General features: G+C 42.0%; 18 protein-coding genes. 7 read left to right on the top strand and 11 right to left on the bottom strand.

The annotated features are described in order from the left end of the window. Window positions 1-269 precede the first annotated feature (269 nt). From V7K61_RS12435 to V7K61_RS12455, 5 genes are all read right to left on the bottom strand, one after another. Window positions 270-2,480 carry a tetratricopeptide repeat protein gene (locus V7K61_RS12435; protein ID WP_335053603.1) on the bottom strand — a complete coding sequence of 737 codons (2,211 nt, stop codon included), beginning with the start codon at window positions 2,478-2,480 and terminating at the stop codon, window positions 270-272. A 266-nt stretch (window positions 2,481-2,746) separates the two neighbouring features. Next, the gene (gene psb34 / locus V7K61_RS12440) at window positions 2,747-2,926 is read right to left on the bottom strand and encodes a photosystem II assembly protein Psb34 (protein ID WP_334836299.1); all 180 of its coding nucleotides are present in this window, start codon (window positions 2,924-2,926) and stop codon (window positions 2,747-2,749) included. 323 nt (window positions 2,927-3,249) lie between these two features. Beyond that, on the bottom strand, window positions 3,250-5,280 hold the full coding sequence (gene thiO, locus V7K61_RS12445; RefSeq protein ID WP_335053604.1) for a glycine oxidase ThiO: 2,031 nt from the start codon (window positions 5,278-5,280) through the stop codon (window positions 3,250-3,252). Window positions 5,281-5,406: 126 nt separating this feature from the next. After that, entirely contained in the window at window positions 5,407-5,796 is a 390-nt protein-coding gene (locus tag V7K61_RS12450; RefSeq protein ID WP_335053605.1) for a hypothetical protein, read from the bottom strand. A 17-nt stretch (window positions 5,797-5,813) separates the two neighbouring features. After that, window positions 5,814-6,152 (bottom strand): 2Fe-2S iron-sulfur cluster-binding protein, encoded by a 339-nt coding sequence (locus V7K61_RS12455; protein ID WP_194045864.1) that lies wholly within the window; start codon window positions 6,150-6,152, stop codon window positions 5,814-5,816. Between the two features lie 75 nt (window positions 6,153-6,227). On the opposite strand from V7K61_RS12455, the gene cimA reads away from it, so the two are divergent. Next, window positions 6,228-7,937, top strand: coding sequence for a citramalate synthase (gene cimA, locus V7K61_RS12460; RefSeq protein WP_335053606.1), 1,710 nt, complete (start codon window positions 6,228-6,230; stop codon window positions 7,935-7,937). 138 nt (window positions 7,938-8,075) lie between these two features. Here the strand turns inward: cimA and V7K61_RS12465 are convergent, their stop codons facing one another. Then, window positions 8,076-8,954, bottom strand: a complete 879-nt coding sequence (locus V7K61_RS12465; protein WP_335053624.1) for a M48 family metallopeptidase — start codon at window positions 8,952-8,954, stop codon at window positions 8,076-8,078. A gap of 221 nt (window positions 8,955-9,175) precedes the next feature. Here V7K61_RS12465 and V7K61_RS12470 point away from each other — a divergent pair, with 221 nt between their 5' ends. Beyond that, window positions 9,176-9,670 carry a hypothetical protein gene (locus V7K61_RS12470; RefSeq protein WP_335053607.1) on the top strand — a complete coding sequence of 165 codons (495 nt, stop codon included), beginning with the start codon at window positions 9,176-9,178 and terminating at the stop codon, window positions 9,668-9,670. Window positions 9,671-9,923: 253 nt separating this feature from the next. After that, entirely contained in the window at window positions 9,924-11,144 is a 1,221-nt protein-coding gene (locus V7K61_RS12475) for an acetate kinase (protein WP_335053608.1), read from the top strand. Window positions 11,145-11,256: 112 nt separating this feature from the next. Here V7K61_RS12475 and V7K61_RS12480 read toward each other — a convergent pair whose 3' ends face one another. From V7K61_RS12480 to V7K61_RS12490, 3 genes are all read right to left on the bottom strand, one after another. Further along, a complete protein-coding gene (locus tag V7K61_RS12480) occupies window positions 11,257-12,267 on the bottom strand; it encodes a hypothetical protein (RefSeq protein ID WP_335053609.1) in 1,011 nt (336 codons plus the stop codon). Further along, window positions 12,201-13,031, bottom strand: coding sequence for a hypothetical protein (locus tag V7K61_RS12485; RefSeq protein ID WP_335053610.1), 831 nt, complete (start codon window positions 13,029-13,031; stop codon window positions 12,201-12,203). Before V7K61_RS12485 ends, V7K61_RS12480 begins: the two co-directional genes overlap by 67 nt. 103 nt (window positions 13,032-13,134) lie before the next feature. Beyond that, window positions 13,135-13,644 carry a hypothetical protein gene (locus tag V7K61_RS12490; RefSeq protein WP_335053611.1) on the bottom strand — a complete coding sequence of 170 codons (510 nt, stop codon included), beginning with the start codon at window positions 13,642-13,644 and terminating at the stop codon, window positions 13,135-13,137. A gap of 522 nt (window positions 13,645-14,166) precedes the next feature. Here V7K61_RS12490 and V7K61_RS12495 point away from each other — a divergent pair. The 4 genes from V7K61_RS12495 to ftsH3 all read left to right on the top strand — a co-directional run bounded on the left by V7K61_RS12495 (window position 14,167) and on the right by ftsH3 (window position 18,183). Next, window positions 14,167-14,952: a hypothetical protein gene (locus V7K61_RS12495; protein ID WP_335053612.1), complete on the top strand. Its 786-nt coding sequence runs from the start codon at window positions 14,167-14,169 to the stop codon at window positions 14,950-14,952. A 44-nt stretch (window positions 14,953-14,996) separates the two neighbouring features. Beyond that, window positions 14,997-15,416, top strand: a complete 420-nt coding sequence (locus V7K61_RS12500; RefSeq protein WP_335053613.1) for a GNAT family N-acetyltransferase — start codon at window positions 14,997-14,999, stop codon at window positions 15,414-15,416. 17 nt (window positions 15,417-15,433) lie between these two features. Continuing rightward, window positions 15,434-16,228 (top strand): aminotransferase class IV, encoded by a 795-nt coding sequence (locus V7K61_RS12505; RefSeq protein ID WP_335053614.1) that lies wholly within the window; start codon window positions 15,434-15,436, stop codon window positions 16,226-16,228. A gap of 113 nt (window positions 16,229-16,341) precedes the next feature. Beyond that, complete coding sequence (ftsH3, locus tag V7K61_RS12510; protein ID WP_094349701.1) at window positions 16,342-18,183, top strand: ATP-dependent zinc metalloprotease FtsH3; 1,842 nt, start codon at window positions 16,342-16,344, stop codon at window positions 18,181-18,183. 538 nt (window positions 18,184-18,721) lie between these two features. On the opposite strand, the gene V7K61_RS12515 is transcribed toward ftsH3, so the two are convergent. Both V7K61_RS12515 and V7K61_RS12520 read right to left on the bottom strand, forming a co-directional pair. After that, the gene (locus V7K61_RS12515; RefSeq protein WP_099099105.1) at window positions 18,722-18,940 is read right to left on the bottom strand and encodes a hypothetical protein; all 219 of its coding nucleotides are present in this window, start codon (window positions 18,938-18,940) and stop codon (window positions 18,722-18,724) included. Between the two features lie 561 nt (window positions 18,941-19,501). Continuing rightward, window positions 19,502-20,278, bottom strand: a complete 777-nt coding sequence (locus V7K61_RS12520) for an ABC transporter permease (RefSeq protein ID WP_335053615.1) — start codon at window positions 20,276-20,278, stop codon at window positions 19,502-19,504. Between the last annotated feature and the right edge of the window lie 137 nt (window positions 20,279-20,415).

Raw genomic sequence — 20,415 nt, forward strand, 5'->3', positions numbered from 1 at the left:
TTCGATGAGATTCATACTTTTTATCTATCAATTTTTCTCCACCCTCTACAAATCATTATTATTTTTCTTTCTTTGTATGAAACCACCCTGCCTCCTCGCTTGCGGGGAGGGGGTTGGGGGTGGGGTTCTTGTACCTCACTCAACCGAGAACCGCTATAGGCGTAGCCCATCGTAAACATCGCTACCTTACTTGACTTCCCAATAAATTGTCAAGCTGATATGAAGTTATAGTTTTTTGACATTCTCCGCGCTATGGAGACGAATGGGATTCATAATTTTGACAAAATCTCTGGCAATAACTGGCTAGGAACTTTAGATAAAGCCAGATTTTGTCCCTGTATCCCTAACTCATTATGAAAAGCACGAATAGTTTTCACCACATAAGCAAAGGTTGTTTGATAAGCCTCTGGTTGTTTACTTAATCCGTTTAAGGCTTGCAAATGGTTATCTAATGCTACTTCTAAGTGTTGAGAGCGTGTCGCTTTGTCACCATTAAAAGACTTATCTATTACTAGCTGATAATGTGCTAGTCCCAGGTTATTGTGAGAGGCAAGCAAATCAAAACTTAAAGAAGCACCGCTAAGTGAGTGAGCCAAAGCTATAGCTTCTTCGTAAGCGCTGATACATAGTTGCAGATATTTTTGCCGTGCCTCTTTAGTAGTCTCAGATAGGTTTGCTAGATGCCAGTAAGCAGTACCCAGATTATTTTGTGTAGCGGCGCAGGCACTGGGAACATTAGCTGGAGTGCGATACTTGAGAGCTTCGCTATAAACATTTATGGCTAACTGGAGATTTTGGGCAGGTTGTTCGTATTGTGCCAGATTCCAACACGCAGTGCCGATATTGTTTTGAATCATCCCATACTTCAGCGGTTCCTCTTCAGGGTTGTAGTGTACAAGTGCTTCATTGTAAGCTGCGATCGCTTTCTTTAAATGCACAATCGGTTGATTGTATTGCCCTAAATGCCAGTAAGCAGTACCCAAATTATTTTGGCAAGCCGCATACTTTAATGAATCCATATCCGCTGTACGGTAGCTGAGTGCTTCACTGTAAGCAAAAATTGCTTGCTGCCAATTTTCAGATGGGTGAGAGAAACGAGCTAAATCACCATAGGCTGTCCCTAAATTATTTTGTACACGAGCGTAAGTTTCCGAATGTGTCTGGGGCGAAATTATCTTTAACGCCAACTGATAAAATTCTATTGCCTGCTCTATATAAGTTTGTCCCTCCTCAGAATTGGGTGGTGTGCGGTATAGCATCCAGTAGAGTGTACCCAAATCATTCAAGATATCTGGGAGTTGCGGTGAGCTTTCGTCATAGCTAATTGCCTCCTGATAGGCAATAATTGCCACCATCAGGTTTTCTAAAGTCGCCTCTCCTTGCTCAATGCGAAGACGGTATAAAGTACCCAAGCGATGATAAGCCTCTGCCAGTATCTCCTCTGCCACAAGATTTTCGTGTAATTCTTCAATCTCCAATAAAATCTGCTGTGGTTGTAAGGAATCTTCTGTATTTTGAGCAATACTTGTATTAATTGTTGCTATTACTAGCTCCGTTAACTCACTGCTAATATAAGATAAAGATGACAGCGATTGATTATTACTCCCACTACCAGACCGATTTGTAGATTCCTGTTGTTGTGGCGTAGCCTTCAATAAATCCGCTGTTGATGGTGAAACTTCCTCAGCTTTGTGTACGCGATTCCCTTGTATCTCTACTGGGAAATCAGAATTATTCTCATTGAACTCAGTGGTTGCGGTTCTGAGTTCTGCTTGGTTAGCTGATTCATCTAGAATCGACTGCTCAATATTCCCTAAATCCAAGCTTCTGGAAGTAGAAAAACGTTCTGGATAGGCCAAATTCTGAGTTGCTGGTGTGGGTTCTCCAGCAAACACAAATACGCCAGTACGACAACGCCAAAACTGTGGTGCTGATTGCTTGATAGCCGATAACCAAGGACGTGGTATCCACAACAGCAAGTTAGATTCCAGGAATCGGCTAGATTCTTGTGTAGAGAAGTATTGTTCGCTTAAGCGGAGATAGTGCAAAAATAACCGCTGTGTCGCTACTGGTTGCTTAGTGAGATGCTCCACCCCGACAATCTGAAATGCTGGTACTGGAAAAGGTCTTCCAGGAGTATCTTTTGATGCCCCAACAATTGGCGGTGGGTAATTAGTCAACCATTGATTAATCTGGATTATGGGATTGGGATCGTTTAAATTCAAACGCAACGTGACTAATCGCGGATAAGCTGGAGTGCTATTTTCCTGAGTATTTGATGATTGATATAGCACCTGTCCAACAGGATAAGCCAATGTAGAATGCAAACGGGCTGCTACCTGATTTCTTAAGTATAAATCATCACAAACTGCCAAAAATATTTGTCGTCGTAAGCCAAGACTTAAGGCAAGTTTCAGGCGGTGGTATACTTGCCGATTCCAAGTAGAATTATTGTTGTGTGCAGTATCATTCACGCTCATAGCGGCTAAAGAGCCAAAACACAGTACATATCACCTTTCTGGGTGTATTCAAGTGGGCTAAAGTCATAATAAAAATTATTTTTAACAAGTAGATGTTGTGCTAATCAGGATATATTGAGCATTCAATTATAGTAGGAACAATAAAGTATAATTATATACTTTGATTCCTAGTTCAATTTTAACAAAAAATAAAAAAGCAGGCCCCTCTTAAAATCGGAACCTGAAAAACTATAAAGAAAATGAAGTTTTCTTAAAATGTTTTACGATCAACTGCTCTTAGAAACAAAGAAGGCGACTATAATCAAGCCGACAACCAAAGCTGTAGCGGCGATTCCTAGTAAGAGATAAGTTCGTTTTTGCCCTTCCGTGGGAGGTTCTGCTTGATAAATCTTTGGTTCACGGGCAAAATTATTCAGAAGACCGCCTTCTTCATTCGTATAGGGCATGAATTAATTCCTTTATCTTTATCGTTCATTTAATGTTACATAAATGCTAAATCCGCTCTTAAACTGCTAGATAAATCGTTACATTATTGGGGATTGGGGATCAATACTGTTCGGTTGAGGCAAGAGACGCGATGAATCGCCGTCTCTACAATAATCATTCTTTTGTAGAGACGGCGATTTATCGCGTCTTTGTGATGATTTATCGTATCTTTAAGCGATCTAGAATTTTCATCAAAAAACCTTAACCGAACCCTATTGGATTGGGCATTGGTTATTCCCCTTCATGCCCTATGCCCTATGCCCTATTCCCCATTTCCCATTTCCTAACTAGTAATCGTCCCAGTTAGAGGTGAACTAGGACTGGCGTAATCTTTAATAGGCATTCTGCCAGCAAGGTATGCTAGACGACCGGCAACTGCTGCTAAATTCATGGCACGAGCCATTGCTGCTGGGTTTGGAGAAAGAGCGATCGCACTATTAATTAACAAAGCATCTGCTCCCAATTCCATTGCCTGCGCTGCTTCTGAGGGCGAACCAATACCAGCATCTACCACCACTGGCACACCTGCATTTTCGATGATTATTTGGATATTGGCAGTTGTTTTCAGTCCTTGTCCAGAACCAATTGGTGATGCCAAAGGCATGACTGTAGCACAACCTACTTCTTCTAAACGCTTGGCTAACATCGGATCGGCGTTGATGTAGGGCAATACTGCAAAGCCTTCTTTAACTAGTTGTTCTGCTGCTTGCAGTGTCCCAATTGGATCTGGGAGTAAATACTTAAGGTCGGGTATTACTTCTAACTTTACAAAGTTATTATCTTCCTGCCCCAACAATTTCGCCATTTCTCGCCCCAAACGCGCCACCCGAATCGCCTCTTCGGCAGTTTGACAACCTGCGGTATTGGGTAACATCCAGATTTTCGTCCAATCTAAGGCTTCCGCTAAACCTTCATGTCCCGGAGCCTTGGTTTGTACCCGTCGGACTGCTACGGTGACAATTTGGCAATCGCTGGCGGCGACGCTTTGCTGCATTTCCTCAATGCTGCGATACTTACCAGTTCCCGTCATCAAGCGGGATTGGAAGGTTTTGCCAGCGATAATCAATGGGGAATCGGTAGAGACGCGATTAATGGCGTCTGTGGGGAGTGGGGATATAGCAGAGTGATGTCCGTTAGAGAAATTGGCAGAGTGAGTCAGCATTGGGGTGGAGGTAGATGACTGGGACTGGAAGCGCGAATAGTGAAAATCAGCAAGTAGGGGGTCAGATTTTTGTTCTAAGATTAAATCGGCAATTAAAGCGGCGGTTACGGGTGCAAGTAGAATTCCGTTGCGGTAATGACCCGTAGCAAAGGTTAAATTTTGACAGTGGCTAGTCCCCAGGATGGGTAATTCATCAGAGGTGGTTGGGCGAAATCCCCACCAAAATTCTTGGATGGGATAATGCTTTAATTGCGGATACAGCCGGATGGCAGCTTGTAGTAATTTTTGAATACCTTCTGGGGTGTTGTTGGGGATAAAGCCAACGTCTTCACTGGTTGCGCCAATAACCAGGCGATCGCGTCTTGGTACGATATAAATATCCTGCCCAAACAAAACCCGCTTCAAAGGCAATTCCGGCGAAACTTCTGGTATCCGCACACTCAGCATTTGTCCTTTTCTGGGTAGCACAGGTAGCGGTAACAACTCATTTGACCAAGCACCTGAAGCTAAAACATAGTGCGCCGCGCAAATTATTCCAGCATTGGTTTGCACGCCAACCACTTGTCCCTGCTGCTGTAAAAATGCTTCTACTGTAATGCCATCTTTAAGTTCAACACCAACAGACTCAGCTGCCGTCCGCAGTACGTGAGCTAGAGCCTTATTATCAACTTGTGCATCTTCAGGATACCACCACCCACCAACTACCTCGGCTCCCAATCCTGGCTGATATTGATGAATTGCCTCTTTGTTTAACCAGTAAGCCGGGGACTCTTCGCTAGCAGAGGGGCGGAGGGGCAGAGGGGAAAAGCTTACTGCAAGTTCCCCCCTGCTCCCCTGCTCCCCTGCTCCCCTGCTTTCTTCAAAAACGGGTGCAAGGATGCCACAGGAACGGTAGCCAGTATTTAAATCGGTCAGTTCTTCTAATTTGCGCGTCCAATCGGGATATAAGGCACGCGATCGCCAACACAAGGAACGCATTGCCCCATTAGGGATGTTTTCCGCATCTGGTGCCAACATCCCGGCGGCGGCGTGGGTAGCGGCAGCCTGGAAGTCACGACAAAGCACGGTGACGTTTGTCCCGCGCAATTTTAGTTCAATGGCGATCGCTAAACCAATAACGCCGCCACCAATAATCACAGTCTCACTAATCATTAGTCATTAGTCATTAGTCATTTGTCATTTGTCATTTGTCATTTGTCATTGGTACATAACTCATAACTCATAACTCATAACTCATAACTTATAACTTATAACTCGTAACTAAAGACGGATCTATCTTTACCACAAGGCGCGAATTGGTTCGTTGCCTTGATTTGGATCGCTAGATGGTGTGCTGGTTTCTGAAGAATCTGTATTGTTGTCTGTTGTACTGTCAGTTGATTCATCGGCAGAATTCTGAGCAACGTTACTCCTGTTGTCAGGTCTGGGGGCTACAATACCGCGTCTATTTTCGTTTGTTTCAGTTGTTTCGTTTCCTTCTGTTGCAGTTTCATCATTCTTGCTGCCAGCACTGCTATTAACATTGATATTAGCTGGTAGGACTTCTGATTTCTTGTCACTGGGAGCGTTAGCAGTTTGTACGCCCATCGGAAAGTTGATGCCTAGTAATGTACCAAGCAGAATGGCTAAACCGCCAGCCATTAAAATTAAGGGTGTCCATCTACCCATCTTGTCTTAACTCCTTTTTAACCTTTTGGTGTCCACACTATTCGAGAACCTTGTCCCCAAAATCCATCAAACTTTGTCACTTTCACATCGCCTAAAACCTGAGTTTGGCAGGCTAAACGCAAGTCTGTTGTAGGAGAATGGGGAGGAAGCGAACGCCGCGCTCGATCGCGCCAGTTCGCTGCTGATACTTTGCCCTCTACCTTAACCGCGCAGGTACCACAACTGCCAATGCCCCGACAGTTTATTACCTTAGCACCGTCATTGTAGAGGTCAATACCATTTTGCAGCAAAATCTTGCGGAGATTGCTTCCATGCTCGCAATCAATTGTTTTACCTTCAGCTATTACTTTAGGCATTTTTAAATTGCCAAACTGGCTTTTTGTTGTATATTGACACATTGCCTCGAAAGTTGTCTCCTCGGTCCCAGTTTTATGACCACAAATTCTTCACCTCAACTTTGGCTCTATGACACTACATTACGGGATGGCACTCAGCGCGAGGGGCTATCTGTATCGATAGAAGATAAGTTACGCATTGCCCGTAGACTCGATCAACTGGGTATTCCCTTCATTGAAGGTGGTTGGCCTGGTGCCAATCCCAAGGATGTACAATTTTTCTGGCAACTCCAAGAAGATCCGCTCAAACAAGCTGAAATTGTTGCTTTTTGTTCGACTCGACGCCCCAACTCCACTGCCGCCACCGAACCGATGCTACAGGATATTTTGGCGGCGGGAACTCGCTGGGTAACGATTTTTGGCAAGTCTTGGGATTTACACGTGACAACCGGACTCAAGACGACACTAGAAGAAAACTTGGCGATGATCCGCGACACCATTGAGTACCTCCGTTCTCAAGGTCGTCGCATTATCTACGATGCCGAACATTGGTTTGATGGCTATAAGCACAATCGAGATTATGCTTTACAGACATTAGAGGCTGCGATCGCATCTGGTGCGGAATGGCTAGTCCTCTGTGATACCAATGGTGGCACTTTACCACACGAAATTAGCCAAATTGTTCAAGATGTCATTAGTCATTTGTCATTAGTCACTTGTACTGAGCGACTTGTGCCGAGCGGAGCCGAGGTAAGTCGAAGTATTTGTCAAGAACCAATGACGAAGGACAAAGGACAAAGGACAATTCCTCAAATTGGAATTCATACTCATAACGATTCGGAAATGGCGGTTGCTAACGCAATAGCCGCCGTGATGGCAGGGGCAAAGATGGTACAGGGCACAATTAATGGTTACGGTGAACGTTGCGGTAATGCTAACCTCTGTTCGTTAATTCCCAATTTACAACTGAAGGCGGGTTACAGTTGTATCACAGAAGACCAGCTCACACAACTTACAGAAGCTAGTCGTTTCGTGAGTGAGGTTGTCAACCTTGCGCCAGATGAACACGCTCCCTTTGTGGGACGTTCGGCTTTTGCCCATAAGGGCGGTATTCATGTATCAGCGGTGGAACGTAATCCCCTGACTTACGAACACATTCAGCCGGAACAAGTCGGGAATCGTCGCCGCATTGTGATTTCGGAACAGTCTGGACTGAGCAATGTTTTAGCCAAAGCCCGCAGTTTTGGCATTGAATTGGATCAGCAAAAGGCAGAGGCTAGAGAAATTCTCCAGCGCCTCAAAGATTTGGAGAGTGAAGGATTTCAATTTGAAGCAGCAGAGGCCAGTTTTGTGCTGTTGATGCACGAAGCTTTAGGAGACCGCCAGAAGTTTTTTGAAGTCAAAGGTTTTCAAGTCCACTGTGACTTGATTGAGGGGAAAGAAACTAGCAATGCCCTAGCTACGGTCAAAGTCGCTGTTGACGGGAAAAATATTTTGGAGGCGGCGGAAGGTAACGGGCCCGTTGCAGCTTTGGATGCAGCTTTGCGCAAGGCTTTGGTGAACTTTTATCCCCAAATTGCAACTTTTGATTTGACAGATTACAAAGTGCGAATTCTCAACGGACATACGGGCACTGCGGCGAAAACCCGTGTGTTGGTTGAATCAGGCAATGGTCGTCAACGCTGGACGACAGTGGGAGTTTCCACCAATATTTTGGCAGCTTCCTATCAAGCGGTGGTGGAGGGTTTAGAATACGGTTTGTTGTTACATTCCCAAGCAGAAGCGGCGGTGAAAGCTTCTAGTTGACAAAAGGGATATGTAGTGTAGGGAAAATTTGCATTTTTGGATGAAAAGGGGAAGCGATCGCACTTTGGCGATCGCTTTCTCACGATCTATTAAAAATTTTGCGCTTATATAGCGAAAAAGCGGTTGTGAAAAGTAGCTCTACCAATTGCGCCATCCACCTTTGGGTGCAACTTCATTATTAGTAGATTTCAGTCCGTGACTGTGCAACAGAGTTTGATATTCTGTGCTGCTTGCCCAACGGTCAATTTCTCGCGCCCGTAGCACTGGCACTGGATGGGTTAATTGGGCTGTACGGGCAGCTTTGACCATTTCACCCAGTTCTGTTTTGCTAATATCATCGTAAGCGCGGGCTTGGGCAACAAAGGCATCGAGATTCAGTTGGGGCGCTAAGGTGAGAGAACCACCAGCCAACTTCATCAACACGGACATAACCACTTTTGGGTCTTGGGTTGCTAGTAATGCAGCGCGATCGCAGGTAAACTCAGCACAACGTACCCATTCCAAAAGTTGCGCCTGTATGGCTTGGGCAACGAAGGTGCCAACATTGGGCACAATCGCCGCAGCTAATATTAGTAAATTTACAGGAGTTAAGTAAACGCTATGGTCACACTTGAGATGCCCCAACTCATGAGCGATTACTGCCTGTATTTCCTCTGGTGTGAGGATATCAATCAGCGAAGTGTGTAGCACCACAAAAGGCTGCTTACCCCGCACAGCAAAAGTATAGGCGTTAGGAGCCGGATGCTGGCGGACATACAACTGGGGAGGATCTATATCCAGGATTTTACAGGCATCTAATAAGAGCTTGTATAAATCGGGTAGTTGCTTTTCACCCACCAAAATGCTAGAGGCAATATTTTCCACATAGAAAACCTGCTCTGCCATTGGGCCAAGCCAATTTCGCACCAACATATCTATGCCTGGTATCTGCTTGAGCGCTCTGGTAGCTTCCAGGTCTAATGGGTGACGAAATGAGTCAGCTTTTAAACCAATCAGCGGGGTTTTGAAGAAGGACATAGTGCAACAAGCTATAAAAAACACAACTATGGAATCTGGCTGGATAGATAAACAGCCTCCCACAGTTAGTATAACGATTTCAGTAGGGGGTTTCCTTTCCTGCATACTCGTAACTTTCGTTATCACCCCTTTGCTGCATAGCCTACCGAGCAAACCCTGTCCTTTTGTGTCCGTTGCAGTTAATCTTGATTGGACACACTGATTCATGCTCGGAGAATTAAATGCGCTTTGGTTTTTTTACTTTATGTGTTCTCGCACTAGCAACAACTTCTGGGCACGCCGCTCAGTCTCCCAAAATCCCAGCACTGGTAATGACCAGCCCGGATTCAGCTGACGCTAACTACGAAGATAAATGCAGCAATGGCGGCAACCTTGACCAGTTTAATCGCGATAAGTTTCTTAAACTTATGCTTGCTAATAAAAAATCAAAGCTATCTCTTCTGAAAGTAGCTCTCCTGAATGAAATTAAACAAAGTGGTGATGAGCCACGAGGCGAGGGTGTCCATATTGGTGAATGGAATCAAACCTTCCATGACCGAAGTGGTTGTGGCACAAACACTAACAGTTATTCAGCATTTGTTGTCACCGTGACTGGTGGAAATGCAAACCATACGGTCGTGAAATACCTAGTAACAATTGATGACGACGATAACGCAGGCAAAAGAACCCTCAAGATCCGCGACATCCGCCCAATCAACCTACGAAATGATAACTGACTAAGCCACTTCTACTCGCTTCCTAATTCACCTGCATCTTCAAAATGTGTACTGCATCCCCGAACAGTAGAAAGAGGGGTGAAATGAGCAGATGTGCAGAAAGTTACGCGCTTTGACTTGATGAGCCACTTTAGCCGCCTTGTTAATGCGTCAGATGGCATTAAAAAGACTACGCTTTTACGCAAAACTGTACTAAGCATGAAGCTAGAATTAGTGACACGATCAAAGGAGATCGTTTTTTTCTGTTGTCACTATGAAGATATTAGTACTGAATGCCGGATCGAGTAGCCAAAAGAGTTGTCTGTATGAAATTGCAGATGAAACTCTTCCTACCCAAGCACCCCAACCCATTTGGGAAGGGAAAATCACCTGGACTCAAGATCGAGGTGTGGCAGAAATTGAGGTAAAAACTGTTACGGGTGGAATGCTGCAAAAATCAATCTCTGGCGATTCTCCACAGGCGCACCTCACCTATATGCTCAATACACTTAATCGTGATGCTACCAAGGTAATCGATCGCTTGTCAGAAATTGATGTGGTGGGGCATCGGATCGTACATGGTGGACAGGATTATCGAGATAGTGTGGTAATTACGGAGGATGTAAAAAAGGCGATCGCCGATCTGTCTAACCTTGCTCCAGCACATAATCCAGTGGGCTTGGAAGGCATAGAAGCAATTGAACAAATCTTAGGAGATGTCACCCAAGTAGCAGCCTTTGATACCGGATTTCATGCTACTTTACCCGATGCAGCAGCAATCTATCCCGGCCCATATCAGTGGGTAGAACAAGGTATCCGCCGCTATGGGTTTCATGGTATCAGTCACCAATACTGTTCTCAACGTGCTGTCCAAATTCTCGGTCGAGATGTTGCATCTGAGCGGTTAATTATCTGTCATCTGGGCAATGGTTGCTCTTTAGCAGCGATTAAAAACGGTCGCAGTATTGATACCACTATGGGATTCACGCCCGTAGAAGGATTGATGATGGGTAGTCGTTCTGGTTCAGTCGATCCGGGGATTCTGATTTATTTGTTGCGGCACTGCAATTACTCTGTAGAAAAGTTGGATGAGTTATTAAATAAAGCTTCTGGGTTAAAGGGAATTTCGGGTGTATCTAGCGATATGCGTGAGGTGAGAGAAGCGATCGCTCAAGGTAATTCCCGCGCTCAACTGGCATGGGATATCTACGTACATCGCCTACGTTCTTGTATTGGCGCAATGCTTACTAGTTTGGGCGGATTAGATGCTTTAGTGTTCACAGCAGGTGTGGGCGAACACTCTCCACAAATTCGCCAAGCCGCCTGTGAAGCCTTTGGATTTATCGGACTGAAAATAGACCTTGAGAAAAATCAACAGCAGCCTGTGGATGAGGATATTGCTACACCCGATTCAGCAGTACGGGTATTAGTTATTCATACTCAAGAAGATTGGGCGATCGCCGAGCAGTGTTGGCAGTTGCTAAAACACAATTAGAAAGTCTGATTTAATTTAGGTAATATTGTTTGAATATTTCAGCTACCCTAATCTTTTTCTGAAAATAGTCTTTCACGAAAAAACATATTTTTCAATGCCACACACCCGATTTTCAAGCTAATAACCAACGCATAAAGCCTTTACCAATTTGCCCTATTATAAAAATAAAAACCCATTGTAATAACGGCCCAACTAGTGACAAAAATAGCAAAAAAAAGAAATCAGTGGGAGTAAAAATAAAAAGACTAGAAGTGACACAAGTTAGTCCCCACGCCAGCCAATTTCGATATTGAGAACTAATATAAGTCCATCTTGGAAGCTGATTAACTAGCCAATACTGAATAGTAGCAAATACAAAAGATGTTACTAACCCAGCAAGTATTGATAATGAAAATGTTAAGTTTAATCTCCATACAAAAAAAGTAGCAGGGAATAACGAAGCTAGTTCCCAAGAGAATAAATTTAATTTAGTTCGAAGACAGCTTAGTATTTGTTCAATAAGCCAATAATGCAAATAAACAATATTTAAGCACTCAGGATTTTTTATAAAATCACTCTTGATTTTGTGAATTATGTCACCATAAAATAAAACATTACTTTGTAAAATAATATCTTGTTCTTTCCAGAGATATAAATCTGATGTATCTTCTCTATAATAAGAATTAAAAGTTATTCCATACTGTAACGTTGACTTTTTTTGTAATGATTTACTCCAGAATAATTTGATAAAACTTACTATAAAAGTATCGTCAAATATTTTAAAGTTTTTTTTAGTAATTACTAATTTTTTGTATGGCGTAGTGTTCTTATTCAAGCAAATCCGATCGCTAAAACAGTTGTAGTACCAAATATAAGCTAGTAATTTCGGCGGAATGTATAAAGAGCAGCCTATTTCTCGCGCTTCCTCAATTTGTTTTAAAACGGTCTTATTTAGATAAAAAGTATACTGTCCTGACTCAACCTTAATTTGAAGTTCAATAGGAGTACCTTGAGGTATTTGCACAAAGAAAGAGAGTTGAACATCAGCTTCACAATCTGTGTGTGTTTTATCAGCTTTCATTGTCGGGATAATTTTGCGATATTTTGTATAATACCAATCAGAAAATTTAGTGTTCCACGCCACTGTTTCTCTCCAGCAACTACCCCTTCATTATGTATTTTGAGGATTAAATCTCTATCTCCTTCAGGTAATTGAAATAGCTTTTTATGATAACGACTAATAATATCTCCATCTAGCTGCATAACAGTTTGAGCATAAATAATATCGATATCTACGCTGGTAATATTACCACTATTAAGTGCAGCTTTAAGCTCAGACATTTTCCGCAGTGTACGAATAAATTTGTCATTATTCAAAATTTCTTCAATCTCTTTCCACCTTTGCTGCAAACTTTTTATACTATTTTCTTCTCGATCTGCAACAGGAGTTGGAGCCGGCAATATTGGTTGAGCTAACTTTATGTATATCTCATCAGTTGGAACAATATTTGCTTTATGTTCCACCTGATATTTAAGACGCTCTTGATAGTGTATTATTCTGGAGTCTGGCTCACTAGTCTCATTACTTTGTTCAAGGAGAATGTAAAAATATTCTCTTTCAAGTTGTGAAAAGAGACTTGTATAACGCTTACGTAGCTCTTGAGCCTGAGTTTTTTCTGGTTCTGGTAAATCGTCTGGATTTGGAATTCCTTTGACATCAAAGTAGTCTTTGTCATTTATTGAATAAATCTCTTCATACGCTTGCCAAGCATTAAACTTTGCGCCAGTAATCTGATCGACAACCATTGTATTGACTTCTAAAGCTGTAATATCATCAACTAATTCATGTACAGATGAGACTACTTTCTCTAGCAAATCTTTGGCTTGTTCTTGAATTTTATTAGGCATAGTCATAATTTCCTTGATTTATCTAAATCAAATTAACCCACAGGTTTGAATAAGCTCATATCCTGTAGGTATTTTTGGGTTAATATCAATTAATAAATATCAATTACTGGGGACGGGATAGCGATTGTTGCGAAGTTTTACGAGATTTCATAATTTCTATAAAAAATCCATACAACTTCTGCAAACTTTCTATATTTTTTTGCATAATCTCCCGACTTTCTTTGATTTGAGTTAGATGAAATTCGCGAAGTTCTGTATATGGGCCATTACCAACAAATTGACTACCAACTTCATTAGTTATATCACCATCAATTAGATTTATGATGGTGTGCATTCGATTACCTGCTTGAGGAATTTGCTGCCCTTGTGGTTGTTCTAACTGAGTAGATGAGTCTGGAACCCAAGTAGTAATTTCTAGCTCTATAACTTCTACTATTGCTGTTTGAATAGCATCAATAATCCCATCAATATTAAATCCTTCTCCCTGACTGTTCAGCTTCTTAACTTTTCTTTTAAATTCACTACTTGGCTTGCTAAATTGACTATTATTTTCCATGTTTTCGATGCCTTGACCATGAATGTTTGTGTTTTCGTTAAGAGTATTATTCACCATAAAATTTTAGAGGTTACAGACAGATTTAAATATAAACAAAATACAATTTTATGTTATGTCAAATTTTGGAAGGCTTTTACTACAAAAAAGTAACTAAAGTCAAAACAACTTAATATTTTAAGAAATTTTTTACTAAAAAAAGTTATGATTTCCAAGAGCCAAATTTATCTTAGAAAAAGAATAATACCATTTTAAATTTTTGAGGTACTGCATTGCAGTGAATCCAGCACTGTGATAGCGGTTTCCCCGTTGTCCTAAGTGCCGTGATTCTGAAATAATTATTTAATTAGCTTTTGGGTGTTTCGTTCCAGTAGCTATAAATTAGACATTAATAAAAAATACTAAGTATATCTCAGCGCAAAGACGAGCCAAGGTATAAACAAGCACTAAATAATTCAGTTAGTTTATTAGAGTCAACTTTTTTATCTTACCTAGTAAAGCATAGACTCACAAATAGGGCTGACTTTTCTTATACCACTATGTATACAATGATATGACTATGCTAATAAAGCAAAGGAGAATATGTTGTTATCTCGTCAAGCTTTTGCTACACCTTTTGTAATTTCTATGTGTATTTTAGGAGTTGGCTTGATTCAATTCCCCCAATTGCAAAAACTAATAAATAGAAAACAATCTGCTTCTTTAGAAACTTTAAAAAAAGAAATAAAAGCTGAAAATGTCCGTTTGAATTTTCTCGAAAAAACGCCTACTTTTGGTTATGATAACTTTATTGCAGATTTGGTATATCTCAATTTCCTGCAATATTTTGGAGATGATGAAATTCGGGATAAAACAGGCTACAGTTTAAGTCCAGAATATTTTGAAGTTATTCTAGAACGCGATCCGCGATTTTTAGCAGCATATCGCAGTCTTTCGATCAGTACTTCATTATATGCTGGTATGCCGGAACGCGCGATCGCAATATCAGAAAAAGGCTTAAAATCGCTATCTCCCTCAGTTCCCGAAAGGTCTTATTACATCTGGCGTTATAAAGGAGTTGATGAGTTATTATTTTTAGGCAACGCGAAAGCTGCCCAACAGTCTTTTGCAACGGCTGCAAACTGGGCGAGTAAATTTTCAGATCCAGAAAGTCAACTTGTAGCTAATACTTCCCAAAGAACTGCTGAATTTCTGAGTCGAAATCCTAATAGTAAATACGCTCAAATTTCTACATGGTCAATGGTTTTAAATAATCATGCTGATGAAAGAACTCAGAAACGCGCAATTAAGGAAATCGAAGCCTTGGGAGGAAAAATAGTTACAACTCCTGAAGGTACTAATAAAATTATATTTCCTCCAAAGGATTAAAATAATTCGTAATTCGTAATTCGTAATTTTTATGAGCAATACTAGTGTCAATACAATTAGCAGAATCTGACTTTCAAATATTAGGTTGTTTTCTTGTTATCTCTCAGTTGCGCCCTCACATTGAACAGACTAAGTTTGTAGAACAAGTTCGATATCAAATGAAGGAAGGATATCAACTTGCATTCTTGGAGGTAGAAAAGCAAGCTGTAGCGGTCGCCGGATTTCGCATTTCTAATTGTTTAGCATCGGGGAAGTTTTTATACATTGATGATTTAGTTGTTGATGAGTTGAAGCGATCGCATAGCTATGGCCAACAGTTATTTCAGTGGCTAATTGAATATGCCAGAAATCATGACTGTAAACATCTGAGTCTGGATTCTGGTGTTCAGCGATATGCAGCCCACAGGTTTTATCTCATGCAGCGTATGAGCATTACAAGTCATCACTTTTCAATGGAGTTGTAGCAACAAGCAATTTGGTTGTGACAAATAATATTTTTTGGTATGACGGCAAGTTAATTCACTCTCAAACCCTAGAATTAAACATTAACGATCCGGGTTTACTTTATGGGGCAACTGTTTTTACAACATTGCGGGTTTATGAGAACTCCCTAGATAGTAATTTAACTAATTGGCAAGCACATTGCGATCGCTTACTCTTCTCACTACAAACTTTTGGGTGGCAGCAACCCGATTGGAACCGTCTGCGTCAAGGCGCTCAAATTCTTCTCGCATACTTTCCCGTTCTCAGAATTACCCTCTTTCCCGATGGACGGGAATGGATAACTGGTAGATTATTACCGCAAGATTTGACAGAAAAACAAAAGAATGGTATTTTATGCGCTGTTGCCAGTTCAGAATTTTCTCGCTCACTCCCTTCTCATAAAACTGGAAATTATTTGAGTGCTTGGTTGGCAAAAACTAGCTCAGATGCTCAAGAAGCAATATTAGTCGATGCTGAAGGAAATTGGCTAGAAACCAGTACAGGCAACCTTTGGGGATGGTGCGATCGCAGTTGGTACACGCCACCAATAAAGGCCGGAATTTTACCGGGAATTGGGCGATCGCAACTTGTAAACTGGTTGCAAAACCACCAGATACCAGTGCGAGAAGAAACTTGGAGCGTCGAGTTAGTCCAGAGATTTGAAGCGATCGCCTACACTAATAGTGTGGTAGAAATTATTCCCATTCATACAGTTCATCTGCCTTCAGGGTCGCTACAATGTAATCCCTACCATGATAGTTTTCAGCTAATAAGGGAGCTTTTTTTAGCATGACAGCCACACCAAATTTGTTATATCTTAAGATAAGTTAACATAATTCTTAATAATCACCTTTCCGAGCAGAGAAGCTAGGCGATTGCGCGAAAAATACCGGAGGATAGACCTTAGTGAATAAAAGATGGAGAAATGCAGGGCTGTACGCGCTGCTGTTTATTGTCGTCATTGCGCTGGGAACAGCATTTTTTGACAAACAACCCCAAAGCAGAGAGACATGGCGATATAGCCAGTTTATTCAAGAAGTTCAGCAAGGCAGAGTAGAAAAAGTCAGTTTGAGTGCAGACCGCTCTACAGCACTGGTTACAGCCAAATATGACGGAAATAAACGGATTGTGACCTTAGTCAACGATCCAGACTTGATTAATACTCTGACTTCTAAAGGCGTTGATATTTCTGTTTTGCCCCAAACCGACGAAGGATTTTGGTTTAAGGCACTGAGCAGCTTATTTTTCCCTGTATTGCTTTTGGTTGGCTTATTCTTCTTACTACGTCGCGCTCAAAGTGGCCCAGGTAGCCAAGCAATGAACTTTGGCAAATCCAAAGCCAGAGTGCAAATGGAACCCCAAACTCAGGTGACATTTGGCGATGTTGCTGGTATTGACCAAGCCAAGTTGGAATTAAACGAAGTCGTAGACTTTCTGAAAAACGCCGATCGCTTTACCGCCGTTGGTGCAAAAATTCCTAAAGGTGTGCTGTTAGTTGGCCCTCCTGGTACAGGTAAAACCCTCCTAGCTCGTGCCGTAGCTGGTGAAGCAGGTGTACCCTTCTTCTCAATCTCCGGTTCGGAATTTGTGGAAATGTTCGTCGGTGTGGGTGCATCCCGCGTCCGCGATTTGTTTGAACAAGCTAAGACCAATGCTCCTTGTATCGTCTTCATCGATGAAATTGACGCCGTAGGTCGTCAACGGGGTGCAGGTTTAGGTGGTGGTAACGATGAGCGGGAACAAACCCTCAACCAGTTGCTTACAGAAATGGACGGTTTTGAAGGTAATACAGGCATCATCATTATTGCCGCTACCAACCGCCCCGATGTCCTAGATGCAGCCTTATTGCGTCCTGGTCGCTTTGACCGTCAAGTTGTAGTAGACCGTCCCGACTACGCCGGACGCAGCGAAATTCTCAAGGTACACGCCCGTGGCAAAACCTTGGCGAAAGATGTGGATTTGGATAAAATTGCTCGTCGTACCCCTGGATTTACTGGCGCTGATTTATCCAACCTGTTGAATGAAGCCGCAATTCTGGCAGCCCGCCGGAATTTGACTGAAATTTCGATGGATGAAATCAACGACGCGATCGATCGCGTATTAGCTGGGCCAGAAAAGAAAGACCGAGTAATGAGCGAAAAGCGTAAAACCTTGGTGGCTTATCACGAAGCTGGTCACGCCTTGGTTGGTGCTTTAATGCCAGATTATGACCCAGTGCAAAAAATTAGCATCATCCCTCGCGGTCGCGCAGGTGGTTTAACTTGGTTTACCCCCAGCGAAGACCGGATGGACACTGGTTTGTACAGCCGCGCTTATCTAGAAAATCAGATGGCTGTAGCTTTGGGTGGTCGGATTGCTGAAGAATTAATCTTTGGTGAAGAAGAAGTTACCACTGGTGCTTCTAATGACTTACAACAAGTAGCACGGGTTGCTCGTCAGATGATTACCCGATTTGGGATGAGCGATCGCTTAGGCCCTGTTGCCCTTGGTCGTCAACAAGGTAATATGTTCCTCGGACGAGATATCATGTCAGAGCGTGATTTTTCGGAAGAAACCGCCGCTGCCATTGATGAAGAAGTCCGCAAACTTGTAGATGTAGCCTATACACGCGCTAAAGAAGTGTTGGTGCGTAACCGCCACATTTTAGATGAGATAGCGCAAATGCTGGTTGATAAAGAAACAGTAGACGCTGAAGAGTTGCAAGAAATTCTATCGAATAACGATGTAACAACCGCTGCGTTTGCCTAATTTAATGAGGAGTTAGGAGTAGAGACGCGATTAATCGCGTCTTTACAAGAGTTAGGAGTTAAGAACAATTCGTAACTTTTAAAAATTGGGGTAATTCTGAGATTTTCCAGAGTTACCCCAATTCTTTTATTTCTTGGCAAAAGCCCGGCCATGAAGACCGGGCTTTTAATCCGTAATGGGGTTATATTCCCCGGAGGTTCGTTATAGAGTTTCAGTATAAATCGCTAATCTGATGATAAAGACTACCACGTGAGTATAATCAATTCCGGAAAATTAGAAAATTTTTTTAGATATACCAAAATCAAATTACTAATGCTGGCACAGAGGTTGTGCGAACTTTATAGATCCTGATTCTCTCCCGTAAGAACTCGAAATCAGGGTAATTCGGAGATTTTACGAATTACCTTGATTGCGATCGATGCAAAATAATTTATGCATTCTGTCGCACACCCTTTATGGCATCAATCAATATAGATAACTTTCTAAATCTCGATCCGACTAGCGTTAAGAGTGACTGGATACTAATCAGTTGGTTAACTTACACTCTGGATGTCGGTTTCAAAAATAGCCACGCCACAAAGAATGTAGCTGCCGTAAATAGTTGCGTCAAATCCAAAGCAGATAGATAGCCATCTGCAAATGAAGCAATACTGCGATCGGTAATACCAAATACCCAGGATGACAGGCCAAATAGCCAAATCCCATTCTTGAGATTTCCGACGAATTGTTTAGAGTCTGATGGTTTTTGGTCTTTCATAATCTTCTGTTCCGTTGGTGAAGAATCTGGTATTGATGCTAAATACCTGCCATTAGGAATTTTTTCGGATTCCTGACGCTGAATTTACATTTACTATCTATTAACAATATTAATAAATATTTCACCTACTTGACATCCCTACCTAAAGGTACATCTCATAATGATGACATTCCTCTTTTGGTTCTGTTACCTCCGATAGACTGCAATACCTTGAGTTCTCAGCTTTACAGCGTCAGATTGGAATACTGAAATCACATGATTTTTAAATAACCATATAAATATTTATTTATATTTTGTATAAAATACTTCATAGGATAGATGCGTTTTCAAAATATCTTTATACTTCAATTATGTAGAGACTTCGTAGAGGCGCACAGCTAGCTATCATTGGTGTCAACTTAAGCTGAAAACTATATCGGACAGGCGTTTTGCAAATCCCTCACGCCCTCATCCCCTAACCCCTTCTCCCTTCGGAGGTGTGGGAGGTGTGGGAGGATGGGGAAGAAGTCTTACCCCCCACACTCCCCACACTCCCCACACTCCCCTCGCTAACAGCACTCTTCATCTCACCAACTGCGCGGCAGAATTAAAAAATTGACGACACAACCCCTTCGTGACTAAAACTGTTGTCAACAAGTTAGCAAAAGCAACCATAAACATAATCAAAATTTCGTAGGAGACAGCATCTAGAGGTTTGACACCAGCTAATAACTGTCCGGTGGTAATTCCTGGTATTGCGACCATACCTATGAGTATCATTTGATTGAGAGTAGGAATCAATCCGGCTTTGATGGCATCTTTGCGATACTGGCTAACAGCTTGCTCTGGAGTTGCACCTAAGCTTAAATGGGTTTCTATTTCGAGATGGCTGGAATTAATGGTGCTGACAAGGCGATCGCCTGCGATCGCAGCTGCATTGGTAGCATTACCTAAGACTATCCCTGCTAGGGGAATTATATACTGTGGTTCGTACCATCTTTCTGGTTGAACGATCAAGAAGTTGATGTAAAACACTGTCACGGCGGTACTAATTAAAATTGCACCCCACACCAAAGGCAACAGATGAGGAATTTTTTGGCTGATGCGATTTCGTGCGACAATCGCCGTAATTGTCAGCATTATTGCTAATAGCGCCAAAACTGCCCAAGCATTGTCTAAAGCCAAGATGAAATCTAAAATGTATCCCAATACAAGAAGTTGTAAGATGGTTCTCCCAGTAGCAAGGGTTAAGTTCAACTCTAATCCTAATTTTTCCCAGGCAGATAAACCAATGGCGATCGCCATCAATCCCACACCTATAGCTAAATCCACGAAATCCAGCTCGATCAGATCCTGCATGGGTTCTCTATCTCCTGATATTTTCTTCTCAAAGCAGCACACACTCCTGGAACTTTGACCAGATGTGTTGGATCTTGGTTGATATATATCACTTTCATCAATTCAAAATGGTACGACCTTAACATGGCAAACACCTA

This window comes from Nostoc sp. (assembly GCF_036918015.1).
In the GTDB taxonomy this organism is placed as follows: Bacteria; Cyanobacteriota; Cyanobacteriia; order Cyanobacteriales; family Nostocaceae; genus Nostoc.